Source organism: Polyangiaceae bacterium (genome assembly GCA_020633235.1).
Taxonomy (GTDB): Bacteria; Myxococcota_A; Polyangia; order Polyangiales; family Polyangiaceae; genus JACKEA01.
The window spans coordinates 395,501-411,644 of the sequence record JACKEA010000008.1; the positions used below are offsets into that span (position 1 = coordinate 395,501).

A 16,144-nucleotide genomic window follows, 5' to 3' on the forward strand; every position below is an offset into this window, starting at 1 on the left:
TTCCGGACGGCGCGCGGGGTCAGAACTGGAAATAGACGAAGGGGACGGCGTCGGCGGTGGCCATCTCGCGGAGGACGAGCGCGACGCAGAACAGGAACGCACCCTGCGCGGGGGCCGGCATTTGGATGAAGGCGCGCTGGATGCCCTGGTACACGCGTTCCGGCGTCCAGTGGGACAGCAGGCCGAGGGCGAGCATGCCGACGACCTGCCACGGCAGGTTCGGGTGATACGTGGTGAGGGTGCCGAGCTGCGCGAAGACGATGGCCGCCTTCTGGAACGTCTCCGAGCGGAAAAAGATCCACGCGGCGCACACCAGGTGGAACGTGAAGAGGACCGCGGCCGCGTGGGTGAGCGGTGAGATGGGCTTACGTCTGCGCGGTTTGCGCTGTTGGTAGGCGCGGGTGACGGCGAGGGCGGCGCCGTGGATGCCGCCCCACACCACGAAGGTCCAGTTGGCACCGTGCCACAGGCCACCGAGGAGCATCGTGAGCATCAGGTTGATGTACGTGCGTACGGGCCCTTTGCGATTGCCGCCCAGCGGGATGTACAGGTAATCGCGCAGCCAGGTGGACAGCGAGATGTGCCAGCGGCGCCAGAAGTCCTGGATGTTGGGCGCCTTGTAGGGAGAGTCGAAGTTCAAGGGGAAGCGCACGCCGAGCAGCAGGGCGGAGCCGATGGCGATGTCCGTGTAGCCGGAGAAGTCGCAGTAGATCTGCACGGCGTAGCCGAGGACGGCGGCGTAGTTTTCGAGCGCGGAGTACTGGATGGGCGCGTCGAACACGCGGTCCACCAGGTTGAGGGCGAGGTAGTCGCCGATGGCGATCTTCTTCATCAGGCCGGTGGCGATGAGGAACAGGGCCTCGCTGCCTTCCGCGGAATTCCAGCGCGGAGGGCCGGCCAGCTGCGGGAGCAGATCCCGCGGGCGGACGATGGGGCCGGCGACCAGGTGGGGGAAGAACGCGACGAAGGCGAGGTACTCGAAGTAGCTCTTCTGCGGCTTGATGTCGCCGCGATACACGTCGATGACGTAGCTCATCGACTCGAACGTGAAGAAGCTGATGCCGACGGGCAGAGCGACGTTCAGCGTGCGGTGGGGCACGTCGATGCCCAGGCCGTGGAGCGCGGCCACGGCGCTGTCCACGCCGAAGTTGTAGTACTTGAAGATGCCGAGGATGGTGAGGTTCACCACCACCGTGCCGGCGAGCCAGAGCTTGCGGCTGCGCTCGTTCTTGGCCTTGAAGATGGCGTGACCCAGCAGCCAATCGATGGTGGACGACGCCCAGATCAGCGGCAGGAAGCGCCAGTCCCAGTGGGCGTAGAAGACGTAGCTGGCGCCCAGGATGAAGAGCAGCCGCACCTTGCGGGCGCGCAGCAGAAGGTAGCCGAGGGCGAGCCCGACCCCACCGCCGGCGATGGTCCACGCGGCGCCCTTGCCGAGCGGCAAGCCGATGCCGACGAGGCCGAGGGTGAGCGGATCCCGATGCGCGGTGGTGAACGTAAGAAAGCCGAGGGCCGCGCCGTTGACGAGCAAGCTCGCCAGGGCGATCTGCGGGGGCGGGGGCGCGTCCGTTGGAGTCTTTCGGCACAGCGTGAGGCTCAGGAGCAGCGCGATGGCCGCGATGCCGAGGCTTGACGGCGTGCGCTCGCCGAACACTGTAAAGGCGCCCACGGCGAACCACGGGAGCAACGCCACCCAGCGCCGATTGGCCAGCGTCCACGCGACCAAGAACACGATCGCGAAGAACTTCGCGTAGGCGAGGGTGTTGAACAGCACGGCGGGCCACCCGGGTTAGGAAATCTTGGGGGCCGCGTCGAGCAGGAAGCGCCCAATCTGCCAAAAATCCGCTCTGGGATCCGCAGTCTTCCAGTTGACGGCGGGCCCTCGGAGGCAAAGGCTAGCGGCGATGCTCAAACGGCTGCTCTTCGGCGTGGTCAAAGGGATCCTCGTGGGAGGCATCCTGGGCCTTTTGTTCGTGAAGGCGCTGGGGCTGACGGCGTTTGGAGCAGTGCTGGCGTACTTGGCTGCAGTGGTCACGGGGGTCTTGACGGGGCTCGTGGCGGGCAAGCCGATTTGGGCGGAGGGCGCGCGCATCGAAGCGGGGCTCAAGGCCTTCGTGGGCGCCCTGGTGGGTGCCGGCGCGATGTTCGTGCTGCGCAAGTGGGCACCCGTGCATCTGGATCTCGGTGCCTTTGGCAACGGTGTCCTCGGGGAGCTGCCCATCGCGAGCCTACCGGTGATCGCGACGGGGCTCGCGATGCTGTACGAGATCGACAACACCGGTGAAGAGCCCAAGAGTGGGGACGCGGACAAGGCGCAAGGGAAGAAGCGCGTGGAAGAGTTGTCCGAGGGTGGGCTGGAAGAAGTGCTGGAAGAGCCGGCCGCGGAAGAGCGGCGCTCCGCTCGACGTTAGATGCCGCCGGCACGCATCGTCCTGTGGGTGACGAGCATTGGCGGGCTGGCGCTGCTCGCGCGGTCCTTGGTGATGGGACCCGTGCCGATGTGGTTCGCCGTGACGGCGTTCATTGCCTACGCCACGCTGTGCACCGTCGGCGTGCTGATGCCGCAGCTCGAGATGTACGGGGACGTGATTTCCCGGGCCGAGCCGGGGGGCCGCGCCGTGGCGCTCACCTTCGACGACGGTCCCTTTCCGGAGACCACGCGCCAGGTGCTCGAGATCCTGGAGCGCGGCGGGCACAAAGCGACGTTCTTCGTCGTCGGGCGCAAAGCGCGGCTGTATCCAAAGCTGCTCGAGGACATGCGGGCAGCCGGTCACGAGATTGCGCTGCACGGTTACCAGCACGACCGACTATTCGCGTTGAAGACGCCGCGCTACGTGGCGGAGGACATCGAGCGAACGCGTGGCGTGATCGAGAGTGCCATTGGCGAACGCCCCGAGTGGTTCCGACCGCCGGTGGGCTACGTGAGCACGCGCACCGCCGCGGGCGCGAAGCGGGCGGGCGCGCGCCTCGTGGCATGGTCGGCCCGAGGCGTGGACGGCATCGGCGAAACGGATCCGGAGCGTGTGGCCGAGCGCGTGACCAAGAAGATCGACGACGGTGCCATCGTGCTCCTGCACGATGCGGCGGAGCACGACGACTTCGTTCCCGCGACGATCGCGGCACTGCCGGACATCCTCGCTGACATCGACGCCAAGGGCCTGCGCGCCGTGACGCTGTCCGAGCTCCTGGGCGCCGCGGAGCCCGAGGTTCCGCGCCGCAGCAAACAAGAAGCCTGAAATCTGGTTGTCGGGCCGCCGCGGAACCGCACTCAGCGGACACCGCGGGCGGGTGACGATCCACCGCGTTCGGCCGCGCGGCGATCCACCGCGTTCGGCGTGCCGCGATCGCCGGGGGCCCGGTCGCGGGGGCACGGCGCGATCGACGGGGGTGGGTCGCGCGGAAATCGGTTGATATGCGAAGTGGTTCTAACCGCGCGCGGGCGAAGGTGAAAGGGGGGTGTGGCGTGCATTGGGAAGTGCTGCGGGGGCGGAATTTGTCGGGATTCATGGGGGTTGGGTCGCGCGGAAATCGGTTGATATGCGAAGTGGTTTTCGGGGTCGTGAGGGTCGAAGTCGGTCAGAGCCGGCGGGCGTGCATGGGGAAGTGTTGCGGGGGCGGAATTTGTGGGGATTCATGGGGGATGTGGTGCGCGGAAATCGGTTGATATGCGAAGTAGTTTGGGCGGCGCGCGGGAGCGAAGTCGGTCAGAGCTGTTGGCGGGCACGGCGGCGAGTTGGGGCGAAGTCGGTCAGAGCTGTTGGCGGGCACGGCGGCGAGTTGGGGCGGGGTGGAGTTGTTGGTTTCGGGGTCGTGAGGTCGAAGTCGGTCAGAGCCGGCGTGGCGTGCATGGGGAAGTGCTGCGGGGCGGAATTTGTGGGGATTCATGGGGGATGTGGTGCGCGGAAATCGGTTGATATGCGAAGTAGTTCGGGCGCGAGCAACCCCGTGAGCGTCCGCTGTTCGGCGGATGCGATGTGCGACGCGGACGGCGCGGAGGCTCGCGGCGAAGTGCGGCGAGGACACGACGCGGGTCAGGCACGCCGTCGCGGTCGCGGTGGCGTCGGTGACGGCGATGTCTCGGCGCGGCCCTCAGGCGTGATGGTGAAGTCGATGAGCGGCGAGCCGCGGGTGCAGCGCGCAGGCGTGCGCGTGACGGCGGTCAGCAGATGCGATGTGCGGCGCGGACGGTGCGCTTCGCGCGCGCGGCGGCGGTCAGCGGATGCGATGTGCGACGCGGACGGCGCGGAGGCTCGCGGCGAAGTGCGGCGAGGACACGACGCGGGTCAGGCACGCCGTCGCGGTCGCGGTGGCGTCGGTGACGGCGATGTCTCGGCGCGGCCCTCGGGCGTGATGGTGAAGTCGATGAGCGGCGAGCCGCGGGTGCAGCGCGCAGGCGTGCGACGGCGGTCAGCGACGCAGCCGCGGTGGGAAGTGTTGCGGGGGCGGAATTTGTGGGGATTCATGGGGGATGTGGTGCGCGGAAATCGGTTGATATGCGAAGTAGTTTGGGCGGCGCGCGGGAGCGAAGTCGGTCAGAGCTGTTGGCGGGCACGGCGGCGAGTTGGGGCGAAGTCGGTCAGAGCTGTTGGCGGGCACGGCGGCGAGTTGGGGCGGGGTGGAGTTGTTGGTTTCGGGGTCGTGAGGGTCGAAGTCGGTCAGAGCCGGCGTGGCGTGCATGGGGAAGTGCTGCGGGGGCGGAATTTGTGGGGATTCATGGGGGATGTGGTGCGCGGAAATCGGTTGATATGCGAAGTAGTTCGGGCGCGAGCAACCCCCGTGAGAGCGTCCGCTGTTCGGCGGATGCGATGTGCGACGCGGACGGCGCGGAGGCTCGCGGCGAAGTGCGGCGAGGACACGACGCGGGTCAGGCACGCCGTCGCGGTCGCGGTGGCGTCGGTGACGGCGATGTCCTCGGCGCGGCCCTCGGGCGTGATGGTGAAGTCGATGAGCGGCGAGCCGCGGGTGCAGGCGCGCAGGCGTGGCGCGTGACGGCGGTCAGCAGATGCGATGTGCGGCGCGGACGGTGCGCTTCGCGCGCCGCGCGGCGGCGGTCAGCGGATGCGATGTGCGACGTGGACGGCGCGGGGGCTCGCGGCGAAGTGCAGCGAGGACACGACGCGGGTCAGGCACGCCGTCGCGGTCGCGGTGGCGTCGGTGACGGCGATGTTCTCGGCGCGGCCCTCGGGCGTGATGGTGAAGTCGATGAGCGGCGAGCCGCGGGTGCAGGCGCGCAGGCGGCGCGCCTCGCGCTGGAGCGTGCGCTCGGCGGCAGGGGACGTCGCGACGTAGGTGAGGGACGGCGCGCTCGGCGCGTGGGAACCAAGGGCGGCGGCCCGCGCGAAGGGCGACGCATCCGCCGCGCCGCGCCCCTGGTCCTGCCCATGACCGGCGCCGTGCCCCAGTAGGCCCGCGGCGCCCATTCCGGCTCCCGGCGCGGTGCCGCTGCCACCCGGTCCGACCCCGGATACGGCCAGCCCTGTGCCGCGCGGATCCGCGGGCTCGGGCCCGTACATGTTGCCCGTGGTGTCCCACTCGTCGTTGCCCTGGTACGTGCGCTCTCCGAAGGACGCCACGATCACGTCCCCGGTGGGCGGCTCCGCGTCGATCCCCCAGCGGTCGGCGTACGACCTCGACTCCATGCCGATGGCGTACAACAGGAGCTCGGCGTCCGTGAGACGCGACTCTTTCGCGAGGTGTTCCCGTCCGCGCATGTGCAGCGATAGCTGCGCCCAATGGCCGAGGGCTTTCGGTGCGCGGGGGCTGCCCGCGGGCCCGCGTTCCAAGAGCGCGCGCGCACCCGTGCCGCCGCGGCGGCGATCCGGCTTCGACGTGCGCGTTGCGACGACGCGCTCTCCGCGCTCTGGCGCGGGTCGTTCCGGCAACAGCATGTGCCCGCCGGTGTCCGCTGGCGGCGCGGCCGGTGCGAGGCGCGCGTGGAAGTCCGGCGAGACCTCGAAGCTGAGCCGCGGCGCGTGCGCCTGTTTGCGGAGCGCCGCCTGGGTCCGCGCGTCGCGATCCACGGTGAGCTCGGGCCCGACGCCGAGCGACGGCCCGGACAGTGCGACGGAGAGCAACACGCCGAAGTACGCGAACAGCGCGCTGGCGCCCGCCAGATCACGAAGCCACTGACGGCTCCCGAAGCGCCCGACCACGACGTCCGACGTGGTGACCGTGAGCGCGCCGACCTGCTCCGGAACCTCCGCACTGCCGTCCAATCGCAGCGCGCCGGCCGCGTCCATCTCCAGCACGTGCGCCGTGCCCGGCACCCGCATTCGCTCCCCCGGCGCGAGCACCCGGCGGCAAACCGCGAAGTCCCCCCAATCCAGCGCAATGAGCCGACGATTCGCGGGCATGCGAGCTATGACACCCGCAGCGCGGCCTTGTTCCTACTCGTCCGTGAATGCCTCCGCGCTCAAGTGATTGGCCCCCGCGGCGGGAAAACTGGTCACCTCGGGTCGGCTGCACAGCGTGACGACGTCCGCGGGCGTGTCGTTCTTGAACAGTCGCTTCGCCCCCAGCCACGCCTGGTTGATCGCGCCCCCACCAATGCCTTGAATGGGCTTCGGATCCGGCACCGTGCCGGTCTGCATGTAAGTGAGCACGCGGTAGCCATGGTGCGCGTAGGCATCGCGCAGTCGGTCGTAGGCATGGGGCTCCAGCGAGTCGCCCTGCGCGAGCACCGTGCGGGCCGCATGCATGAAGGCGCCGAGCCCCATCGAAACGTGGCCCAGATCGCGCATGCGCTCCGCGTTCACGCCATCCGGAAACTGCCCGGGGTTCACCGGCGTGAAGTCGTCGTTGATCTGCGCCGCGCCCACGCCGCCGCCCCAATGTTGCTTGGTGAGCGCGACGTGGGGCTGGTTCTTGTCGTTGAGCAGCGGTACCACCGCGTTGCCGTCGTACTTGGAGTGATAGATGGACTGCGCGATGCGCTGGTAGAAGTACTGCTTCGCGTCGCTCCACAACGCAATGTCTCCAACGTAGGCCGCGATGGCCAGCTTGGAGTCCGCGAAGCTCGCGTGCCAATTGGGCCCGTTGGTCCAGTCCAAGATCGGATAGCTCACGTTCACCAAGAAGCTCGTGAAGTCCTTGTCCTGGTAGTGCACGATCGCCGCCGCCTGAGCCAGGTTCGTGCACGTCCAACCCGCCACCAGCCGGTACTGCATCGCGGTGTCGGTCTGCCAGGACGTCACGCCGCGCAGCTCGTCGAGCAGAGCGACGACTTTGGTGCGCCGCTCCGGCTTGCCGTCCGCCGCCCACAGCACCGCCTGCACCTTGATGTAAACGGACTCGTCGCGCAGCACGTCGCGCTCCACGCTGCTGATCTCGGTGCCGTACGGCGCATAGGTCTTGTTCACGTTGCCGGCCCAGCTGCTGGCGAGCCGCGTGTACTCCTTGGAGCTCGTGGACCAAGCGTCGATCTCCGCTTGCGTGTACACGGGGTAGCCGAATTGGAGCCCGCCGCTCCCCGCCGCGCCGCCACTGCCGCCCGCGCCGCCACTGCCGCCCGCGCTCCTGCAGCGCCGCCGCCCGCTGCGCCGCCGCTCCCTGCCGCGCCGCCACTGCCGCCCGCGTTGCCCGCCGCGCCGCCACTGCCGCCCACGCCGCTACCCGCGCCGCCATCGGGCTGCGACGACGTCTTGGCGTCGTCATCCCCGCCGCTACACGCGGTCGTGACCACGGTCAGTGCGCACACCACACCCAACGCAGCGAACTTCCACATGCAGACCAGCGTACGTTTCAAACGCTCAGCGAACCACCGCGTCTCACGAGATGTAAGTCGATGTAATGCGTGGCACGCGCTAGTCGATAGGCCTTGGACGACGCAACGGCGAAGGAACGAGGATCGACCGATGCTGAAGAAGCTCCTGGGGATGGTGGTGGTGGGCGCAGGATTCGTTGCTTGCTCGTCTGCGGGAGGCGGCGGCGGCGGTGGCGGCTTTGACGGTGGCGGCGCCGGTGGGTTTGGAGCCTTCGGAGCAACCGGCGGAGATAGTGGCGCGCTGGGCGGGACGGGCGGCTTCGGCGCAACGGGCGGAACCGGCGCAGTGGGCGGCTTCGGCGCAACGGGCGCAACGGGCGCAACGGGGGGCTTTGGCGCAACGGGGGGCTTCGGCGCAACGGGCGGAACGGGGGGCGGAAGCAGCCTGATGTTCGGCAGCGCCTGCGCCAGCGCAGTGCAATGCGGTGGTCTCACGTGTTTGACCCCGAGCTCAGGCGCGCTGGACGGCGGCGGCCCGGCGAAGGGCCTGTGCACCGCGGCGTGCGCCTCCGACTTCGACTGTCAAGGTCTCGGCTCGAACGCCGTGTGTCTCGAGTACTCGACGGGTGTGGGGTTCTGCTTCGAAGGCTGCAGCTTCGGCAATCCGGGCAACACCTTTCTCCCGAGCAAGTGCCACGGCCGCCCGGAAATGGCATGCAGCCCGCTGAGCGACGGCGTGTCCCTGGTGGGCCAGGCGTGCTTGCCCCAATGCAACAGCGACGCCGATTGCGGCACCCTGCACTGCGACCCGAAGAGCGGTCTGTGCCGGGCCACCCCGGCCACCGGCAAGGATCTCGGTGCCGAGTGCGTGCAGCAGGACGGCGGTCCTGGTGAGTGTAAGGGCAACTGTACCGGCATCGTGAACCCGGGCAGCAGCGTGCCCTTCACGTACACCTGCACTGAGCGCTGCACATTGGGAGCGCCGGCGCAGTGCGGCTGGGACGGAACCTCTCAGGCGCCTGGGTTCTGCCTCTTCAGCTCCACGCTGATCTCCACCCCCGGCATCGGCGATCAGGGCTCGTGTGCGCAGTTGTGCTCGTGCAATGCCGACTGCAAGAACCCGAGCTTCGTGTGCCGAGCATTCAACGATCCCAACTTCGAAGCGACGCTTGGGCAGAAGGGCTATTGCGGTAGCTCGAGCATCCAAGGCGGCGGCGTCGACCCAGGGATCCCCGTCTGCAACTGAGCCGACGACACGTTCGCCAATGGGCGTTCGGGCCGTGGTGGCCACGGGAGGGTTCCTCGTAGTGTTCCGCTCTCCTCCGCAAGCATGTCGGTCCGGCGCGGAACCACACGCCCGCGAGGTTCCGCGCCGGATCGACAAGCCTGGGGATCAGGGAGCAGGCCTGAGGATCCGGGAGCAGGCCTGAGGATCCGGGAGCAAGCCTGAGGATCCGGGAGCAAGCCTGGGGACCAGGAGCAAGCCTGGGGATCCGGGAGCAAGCCTGCGGATCCGGGAGCAGGCCTGAAGATCAAGGTACGCAGCGGCGGAGGTAGATCTCGGTGTTGCCCGTCGTGCTGTTGGTGAGATTGCCGCCCACCGGCTCCCAGTCGCCGGTGTTGAAGGGCGTGTTCAGGGCGGGCGCCTCGATGACCTTGAACTCCCACTGCGTGCAGTCTGCGGGCGCCGCTTCGGCCCGGCGCACGGGACTGTCGAAGTGTGCGTCGCTGCCGCTGTCCAGGCCGGCGTCCGCCAGGAAGGCGGAGCCCGCCCCCGAGCTGCATGCGGCCAGCACGCCGTACACCGCAAATGCCCCGACCAACGAGCCCACGATGGTGTTGATACGCATGGGGCGAGGGTAGCTCAAGGCATGCGGCTGCGACGGCATGGAAGCGTCGCCGTTCAGTGCGCAGCGCTGGCGCGCACCGCCTCCGAAAAATGCTCAGTACGATGATCATTTTGGCGACATGGTCGACCATGCGCTCCGAATGATCACGGATCTGAGCAAATAGTTGCCCTACATTCGCGGCAGGGGGACGAAGACGAGCTCGAGGCCTGGCCGCTCGTGGAACGGTGCGCCAAGGCCCTCGACTGCGAGATCGTCGAGCTCTGAGATCGGGAAACGGAGGCGCAGATGAACGACGCGCCCTCGCGTCAGTTGATCTGAATGCCCTTGATCACCGCGTCGCCCTGACGGACGTGGAGCTCCGCCGTGAACCAGCCGGGCGACTTGGGAATGAACATGGAGTGGTAGACGTGAAAGCCCGGGCCGAAGGTCCTGGCGGGAGACTGGCCGCGATGGGCCGGCGCCGCCCACTCGAAGTGGCCGCTGGTCTTGGCGTCGATGGCGACGGCGACGATGGCGCCCTCGTTGGGGCGGGTGAAGTTGAGGCGCAGGGTGAGGCCTTGCTTGTGCGCGGCTGCGCAGGGCGCTTGGCCGGTGGTGTTCAACTGCCACAGGCTGGGGACGATCTCGTTCTTGACGGGATCGATGCTCTGGGGGCAGTGCGGGGTCAGGTCCGCCGAATTGGCGGCGTACATGTTGCGCGCGGAAAGCTGGACGGTGCCCCACAAACCGGGCGGCGTGGGGAGATTGGCGGCCTGGAACTGCGCTTGCTTGAGGGCGAGGGTCTCGGCGGGGCTCAGCTGGCGATCGGTGTTGAGGCTGGGAACGTTCACCGTCTTGGTGACCGGCTTCTTGATCGGCGGAATGGCCTGCGCCTTGGGCACGGCAATCACCGTTGCCGCTACCGCGCACGCACCAAGAGCAATCACCCCGTACAGCTTCTTCTTCATCACTACGCTCCTCCAAGGCCGCGCACCCACGTGGTACGCCGTCTGCCGCAGCACCAGCTCTTGCCACGAGATTGGCAAGAAGTCCTGCAAAATGGCGCGCGACGCCGATTTCGAGGGACCGGCGCCGCCACCCTTTCCACGAGATGCCGCGGGCGTTCTACGATCAGTGCGTTTGAGAAATTTCCACGCTCTTGATCTTGACGTCCCCATTCACGAGCTGCAGCTGCGCCGTGAACCAACCCGTCTTCTTGGGCACGGCCATGAACATGAAGTGGCCGGTTTCCCCGCCAGCAAGGATCAGGTTGAGCCGCGTGCCCGTTCCCGTCGGGTCCCACATGAGGACCGAGCTCATCACCGTCGCCGACAGGACGACGTCGAGCAGCACGGGCTTGTTCACCTGAGTCACACCGAATCGGACGTCGATCCCTTGACTGCCGCCCCAGTTGCAGGGCTTCGTGCCGCCGGCGTAGGGATTCACCCATGGAATCGGGATGATCTCGTCGGCGAGGGCATCCACGGAGCGAGCGCAGTGTGCGTTGAGGTCCGCCTTGCCAGCGACGAACATGCTTCGCGCGGAGAGCTTGACGGGTGCGTCCAAGCCGGTGGGCGGCGCGACGCCTTCGTCCTTGGCGGAGTCCTTCAAGAACGCGAGCTTCTGCGCCACGCTGAGCGCCTTCGACCCCTTGTACTGGAGCTTGATCTTGGTGGTCTTGGAAATGGCCTTCTTGATGGGCGGAACCGCGAACGCCTGCGGCTCGTTCATCGTCGTCGCCAAAGCCGCACACACACCGAGAGCGATCACCCCACACAGCGTCTTCGTCATCGAATACTCCTCCAGGCCGAACACCGCCGTGGTGCTCCGTCTGCCCGCGCCGCGCTTCATGCCATACCTTCGCCGCGCCGGGGCGGAGAAAATCGGCTCGACGCGAGGCCTCGCGGCGGACCGACATGCAGATGCCAAATATTGTCGGAACGCCGCGGAACCACGCGCAGCGATTCGCGCTCGCGCGCCTTTGCGCTATGCTGTCGCGGCTGATGTCGTGGTTTCGGGGGTGGTTCCTTGTGTGTGGCGTGCTCTCGGTGGGGTGCGGTCGCACTCCGCTCGATGAGCCGGTGCCGTCGCGGTACCTGGCCTTCGTGGCAGATCGCGACGCGCTCACGCAGTTTGCGCCGTACGTCGTGGACGTGATGAACGAAGCGGATCTGACGCCGCGGCGGTTGGGGGCACCAGGGGAAAAGAACGACTACGTCGACCTGGCCTGGTCGCCCGATGGACGGTGGCTCGCGTACAGCAATGACGAGGGATACATAGTCGCAGATGCGGACAACGACTTCGTCGAGGCGTGGCGTGGCTCCTGCAGCGCGGCACCTGTGTGGTCCGTGTCAATACGGCTTGCCGCGTGCATCGACAGCGCAGATGACGCACTCCGGATGCTCGACGCCAATAGCGGTGTCACCCTTGCCGCCATCCCCGTTGCCGGTTGGCTCTACCCCAGAGACTACGCGTGGTCGCCGGCCGAGGACCGCCTGGCGTTCGTGCGTGACATCGAGGGTAGTCAACTGTCCACGCTCTCCATCCTGGAGTCAGACGGTGAAGAGCACGCGGTGCCGATGGCGGCGCTGAAGTATCTGCGCTTTCAGTGGTCCTTGGATGGCCGTTGGTTGGCGTTCGAAGGCAAGGACGACGATGGTGAGAGCGCGTGGGTCGTCGACACGCGCCAGCCCGCGCTGCCTCCACAGCCCGTGGGTGCCAGCAACGGTCAGATGACGTGGGGCCGCGGGTCGCTCATCTTGAGGCACGGCAAGGTCCTGTCTGCAGTCGACGCGAGTCGGAGCCCGATCGAGACGACGGTGATCTCCGACGCCCTGTACGGGTTCTGGATTTCCCGCGATGGCTCCGTGCTCGCGTACGCCACGCCGAAGGGATTGACCTTCGCATCTCTCTCGGCAGGTCGAATCACGATGCTTTCGACTGCCCCGATCGGGGATGCGGCAGAAGTCCTGATCGCTGGCCAGAACGCGCTGGTCATATCTCAGCAGCATCCCAAGTACGCGCGGCACGTGACAACCCACGGCGGACCGGTGTCCTACTTCGGGTCGTCGGGGGAGCGGATGGACGAGTCGGCGCTGTCTCCGGACGGCCGCCGCGCGCTGCTCGCGCTGGCGAACGAGACACGCTCGCGTCTGCTGCGCGTCGACTTCGAGTCCATGTCGAGTCACACGGTGTTCGAAAGCAAGAACGGCATCGGTGCGCTCCAGTGGGTGGCGCCCCAGCGCTACTCCTTCGAGGTGGGGGCGGCGTTGTATCTCGGCTTTGCTTCGAACAAAGCGCCGATTCTCCTCCACGGCCCGTACTCCAACCTGCGGGACCTCGGGCAAGTGAAGTGGCAACCGATGGAAAGGGATCGCTAGATGGCGTCAGTATGGAGCTGGGTGGTGGGCTTGGGGCTGGGACTCACGGCGAGCTCGTGGGCATGGGCGGAACCTCTGGGTCCGGTGGAGGCCGATCGCGTGCGCTTGCGGGCGCACTTTGCGGAGGTGGAGAAGGAGCTGCTTGCAGCGGATGTCTCCGGGCTCACGCCCGAGCAGAAGGCGAAGCGGCAGCTCGCCATCCAGCGCCTGCGTGACTACCGCGCGCGCGGCGTGTTTCCCCACAACACGGACTTCAAGGACGCGCGCGTGCCGTACTTCATCGACAAGGACGGCCGGGCCTGTGCGGTGGGCGCGCTCATGATTGAATCGGGGGCCAAGGAGCTGGCGCAGCAGATCTCGCGACGCGAGAACAACGCTCGGGTGCCCGACATCCAGACGCTGGGGGTGGCGGAGTGGGCCAAGGACAACGGGCTTACGGTGCAGGAGTGCACGCGGATCCAGCCGGGCTATTGCAACGAGGGCTTGTGCGCCAGCGACGACGTGCCGGTGTGCGGCAAGTCCGGAACGAGCTATTGGTGCAAAGCGGTGCTGGAGCAGTGCACCAAGGACGAGTACGCCTACGACGGCGAGTGCATCGACGGAGGCGTGCCGGACGCCGGGCCGCCGGTGATGACGACCAGCGACGGGGGGTGCAGCGTGCGGCGTGCGGGTGATCCGGGTGGCTTCGGGGCGGCGACACTCTTGGGCGCGTTGTTGCTGCTCCGGCGGCGTCGACGTTCGGCCGTGCTACGCTCGGCGCGGGAGGATGAACATGCTTAGAGCTTGGGGTGCGGTAGCGGCGGCCGCTGCGATGACGATGGCGTGTGGCGGAAACTCCACGGGGAGTGGCGGCAATCCCGATGGCGGAGCTGGAACGGGTGGATTCGGTGCGTTTGGTGGCACGGGGGCGACCGGTGGCGTGGGGGCAACGGGCGGCACGGGGGCAACCGGCGGCACGGGGGCAACGGGCGGCTTCGGTGGGGTTGGCGGTACCGCTGGGCTTGGTGGCGCTGGTGGCGCTGGTGGTGTCGGTGGTGCGGGTGGCACTGGCGGCAGCACGGAGCAGCCTCCCACGGCACATCCCCCGCCGGATCCCGGTGGTCCTCCGGCGGGTGGCACACAGGTGTCGGCACTGGTGGTCCAGAAGCTGTTCTTGGGAGACACGGACCGGCAGCTCTTGTCCGATCCCAATGCCTGGAAGACGTACGGCTACGACCTGGACGGACACTTCAGCAACAAGAATTCGACGGCGCACTGCACGCCTCAGAAGGGGGCGAACCCTGCTTCCGTGAAGACCGACGGCAACGGCGGCGTCGACAACTCCTTCGGCGCCAACATCGTCCCCATCTTGAAGTCGTTCACCTCCAGCCCCACGGCGGACATCATCAGTAGCATCCAAGACGGCAATGGTACGATGCTGTTCCGTTTCGTCGGCCTCGCGACGGGGCCGAATCAGAGCCCGCTCACGGCGGGATTCTTGAACGCGGCACCGTTCTCCGGCACTCCGGCTTGGAACGGCAGCGACGCGTGGCCCATCACCGCAGAGTCGGTCAACGGCAGTGCGGCACAGCCCAAGGTCACGCTCGCGTCCTACGTCTCGGGCGGCACTTGGGTGGGCCACGCGTCCGGCCCCATTGCAGCGGATCTCCAAGTGTTCGGATCGAGCTGGCCGCTCACCATCCATCAGGGCCTGATCACCGCCGACATCTCCGGGTCCGGGACGGCCATGGTGGGGACCAATGGCATCATCGCCGGCGTGCTGGATACGGAGGAGCTGATCCAGGCGTTGAAGAAGGTCGCCGGCGCCTTTGATCCGAACCTGTGCAACGGCGCCACCTTCGACAGCATCGCGCAACAGTTCCGCGCGGCGAGCGACATCATGAAGGACGGCAGCAACGGCGATCCGAGCCTGACCTGCGACGGCATCAGCGTAGGGTTCGGCTTCGAGAGCATCGCGGCCAACGTCGGCAGCGTGGCCGCGCCGGTGCCGCCGGTGCCTGACCCGTGTGTCAACTGAGGTACGTCTCCGTAGGCTGATACGAGCGCGCCCAGGCGCTGCAGAAGTTGGGGCGTAGCGGGGTGCGGGAGGCGCTCGAGCTGGTGCTCGCGCGGCATCCCGCATCACGATCCCGCGTCGAGCTAGGAGCTTGAAATTGAAAAAGTAATATCGTAAGCTGACTATGTTGATGGACCCCAAGGTGAAGAGCTACCTCGCGGAGATTGGTCGGCGGGGCGGGCGCGCCAGCCGGCGGCGTCTGAGCGCGGAGGCCGCGCGCGACATGGTGCGCGTGCGAGAGGCTCGGAGGGCGTTTCGCGAGCTGTACACGCAGTGTTTCTGGTCCGAGGACCCCAACTACCGCATCACGCTGGAAGACGTGCCCTGGGTCGCGGAGCGGCTCATGCGCTACGGAGGTCACGAGGGCTGGGAGCGTGGGGCAAAGTTATGCCGCTGACGTCGTTTCAAGCTTTCGTGTTGAAGCTGCTCTGCGCGAATCGCCCGCCAGACAGCTATCTGGCGGGCGGCGCGGCGCTGCACTTGGAGCCGCAGTCCAAGCGCTACAGCAACGACCTGGACTTCTTCCAAGACTCCGAGGCGCGTGTCGCTTCCGCCTTTGCGCAAGATCGCGAGACCTTGGAGGCCGCCGGCCTCGAGCTGGATGTGCTGATCGAGCAGCCGGGTTTCATCCGCGCCATCGTGAAGCAGGACCCAGACGCCACGAAAGTGGACTGGGCACAAGATAGCGCCTGGAGATTCTTGCCAACCATCCAACACGAAGTGGCCGGATACCAGCTGCATCCGATGGATCTCGCCATCAACAAGCTCTTGGCGCTCGCCGGCAGGAACGAGCCTCGCGACTTCTTGGACATCATGGAGGTCCATCGTCGCGTTTTGCCGCTGGGCGCACTGTGCTGGGCCGCGAGCGGGAAGGATCCGGGTTTCACTCCAGCCCTGCTATTGGACCTGCTACGCCGTCGAGGCACCGTACGTACGGAGGACCTGAAGCGCCTGCACCTCACGGGAGCGCCAGACCTCGCAGAGCTGAAGCGGGAGTGGCTCACGGCGTTGGACGAAGCCGATGCGTTCGTTCGCTCCCGGCCGCCGGACGAGCTGGGTTGCCTCTACTACTCGAAGTCGCGCGGAGCGTTCGTGGGCAATCCGGCGGCCGTGCCCGACGCGAGGCCCCACTTCGGGCGACCCGGTGGCGTGCTTCCCCGCGTGGTCGACGACTGAC

At 67.5% G+C, this 16,144-nt stretch carries 14 protein-coding genes; 8 read left to right on the plus strand and 6 right to left on the minus strand.

Translation table 11 applies throughout. From position 1 onward, the window contains the following. Positions 1-19: 19 nt before the first annotated feature. Positions 20-1,444 carry an MBOAT family protein gene (locus H6717_37850; protein ID MCB9582865.1) on the minus strand — a complete coding sequence of 475 codons (1,425 nt, stop codon included), beginning with the start codon at positions 1,442-1,444 and terminating at the stop codon, positions 20-22. A 460-nt stretch (positions 1,445-1,904) separates the two neighbouring features. Here H6717_37850 and H6717_37855 point away from each other — a divergent pair, with 460 nt between their 5' ends. Next, on the plus strand, positions 1,905-2,411 hold the full coding sequence (locus H6717_37855) for a hypothetical protein (GenBank protein ID MCB9582866.1): 507 nt from the start codon (positions 1,905-1,907) through the stop codon (positions 2,409-2,411). Further along, positions 2,412-3,236, plus strand: a complete 825-nt coding sequence (locus tag H6717_37860) for a polysaccharide deacetylase family protein (GenBank protein MCB9582867.1) — start codon at positions 2,412-2,414, stop codon at positions 3,234-3,236. It abuts the gene before it with no gap. Between the two features lie 1,815 nt (positions 3,237-5,051). Here the strand turns inward: H6717_37860 and H6717_37865 are convergent. Together H6717_37865 and H6717_37870 are read right to left on the minus strand one after the other, a co-directional pair. After that, positions 5,052-6,353 carry a hypothetical protein gene (locus H6717_37865; GenBank protein ID MCB9582868.1) on the minus strand — a complete coding sequence of 434 codons (1,302 nt, stop codon included), beginning with the start codon at positions 6,351-6,353 and terminating at the stop codon, positions 5,052-5,054. Between the two features lie 33 nt (positions 6,354-6,386). Continuing rightward, positions 6,387-7,439 (minus strand): hypothetical protein, encoded by a 1,053-nt coding sequence (locus H6717_37870; GenBank protein MCB9582869.1) that lies wholly within the window; start codon positions 7,437-7,439, stop codon positions 6,387-6,389. Between the two features lie 414 nt (positions 7,440-7,853). On the opposite strand from H6717_37870, the gene H6717_37875 reads away from it, so the two are divergent. Beyond that, on the plus strand, positions 7,854-8,948 hold the full coding sequence (locus H6717_37875) for a hypothetical protein (protein ID MCB9582870.1): 1,095 nt from the start codon (positions 7,854-7,856) through the stop codon (positions 8,946-8,948). A 286-nt stretch (positions 8,949-9,234) separates the two neighbouring features. Here H6717_37875 and H6717_37880 read toward each other — a convergent pair whose 3' ends face one another. From H6717_37880 to H6717_37890, 3 genes are all read right to left on the minus strand, one after another. After that, positions 9,235-9,552 carry a hypothetical protein gene (locus tag H6717_37880; GenBank protein MCB9582871.1) on the minus strand — a complete coding sequence of 106 codons (318 nt, stop codon included), beginning with the start codon at positions 9,550-9,552 and terminating at the stop codon, positions 9,235-9,237. A 305-nt stretch (positions 9,553-9,857) separates the two neighbouring features. Next, entirely contained in the window at positions 9,858-10,499 is a 642-nt protein-coding gene (locus H6717_37885) for a hypothetical protein (GenBank protein MCB9582872.1), read from the minus strand. A gap of 163 nt (positions 10,500-10,662) precedes the next feature. Continuing rightward, positions 10,663-11,382: a hypothetical protein gene (locus tag H6717_37890; GenBank protein ID MCB9582873.1), complete on the minus strand. Its 720-nt coding sequence runs from the start codon at positions 11,380-11,382 to the stop codon at positions 10,663-10,665. 254 nt (positions 11,383-11,636) lie between these two features. Here H6717_37890 and H6717_37895 point away from each other — a divergent pair, with 254 nt between their 5' ends. From H6717_37895 to H6717_37915, 5 genes are all read left to right on the plus strand, one after another. Further along, positions 11,637-12,911, plus strand: coding sequence for a WD40 repeat domain-containing protein (locus H6717_37895; protein MCB9582874.1), 1,275 nt, complete (start codon positions 11,637-11,639; stop codon positions 12,909-12,911). Next, complete coding sequence (locus H6717_37900; GenBank protein ID MCB9582875.1) at positions 12,912-13,691, plus strand: hypothetical protein; 780 nt, start codon at positions 12,912-12,914, stop codon at positions 13,689-13,691. Beyond that, positions 13,684-14,928 carry a hypothetical protein gene (locus tag H6717_37905; GenBank protein MCB9582876.1) on the plus strand — a complete coding sequence of 415 codons (1,245 nt, stop codon included), beginning with the start codon at positions 13,684-13,686 and terminating at the stop codon, positions 14,926-14,928. The genes H6717_37900 and H6717_37905 overlap by 8 nt, the downstream gene beginning before the upstream one ends. Before the next feature lie 163 nt (positions 14,929-15,091). Continuing rightward, positions 15,092-15,364 carry a hypothetical protein gene (locus H6717_37910; protein ID MCB9582877.1) on the plus strand — a complete coding sequence of 91 codons (273 nt, stop codon included), beginning with the start codon at positions 15,092-15,094 and terminating at the stop codon, positions 15,362-15,364. A 17-nt stretch (positions 15,365-15,381) separates the two neighbouring features. Beyond that, positions 15,382-16,143, plus strand: coding sequence for a nucleotidyl transferase AbiEii/AbiGii toxin family protein (locus H6717_37915; protein ID MCB9582878.1), 762 nt, complete (start codon positions 15,382-15,384; stop codon positions 16,141-16,143). Position 16,144: the final 1 nt, after the last annotated feature.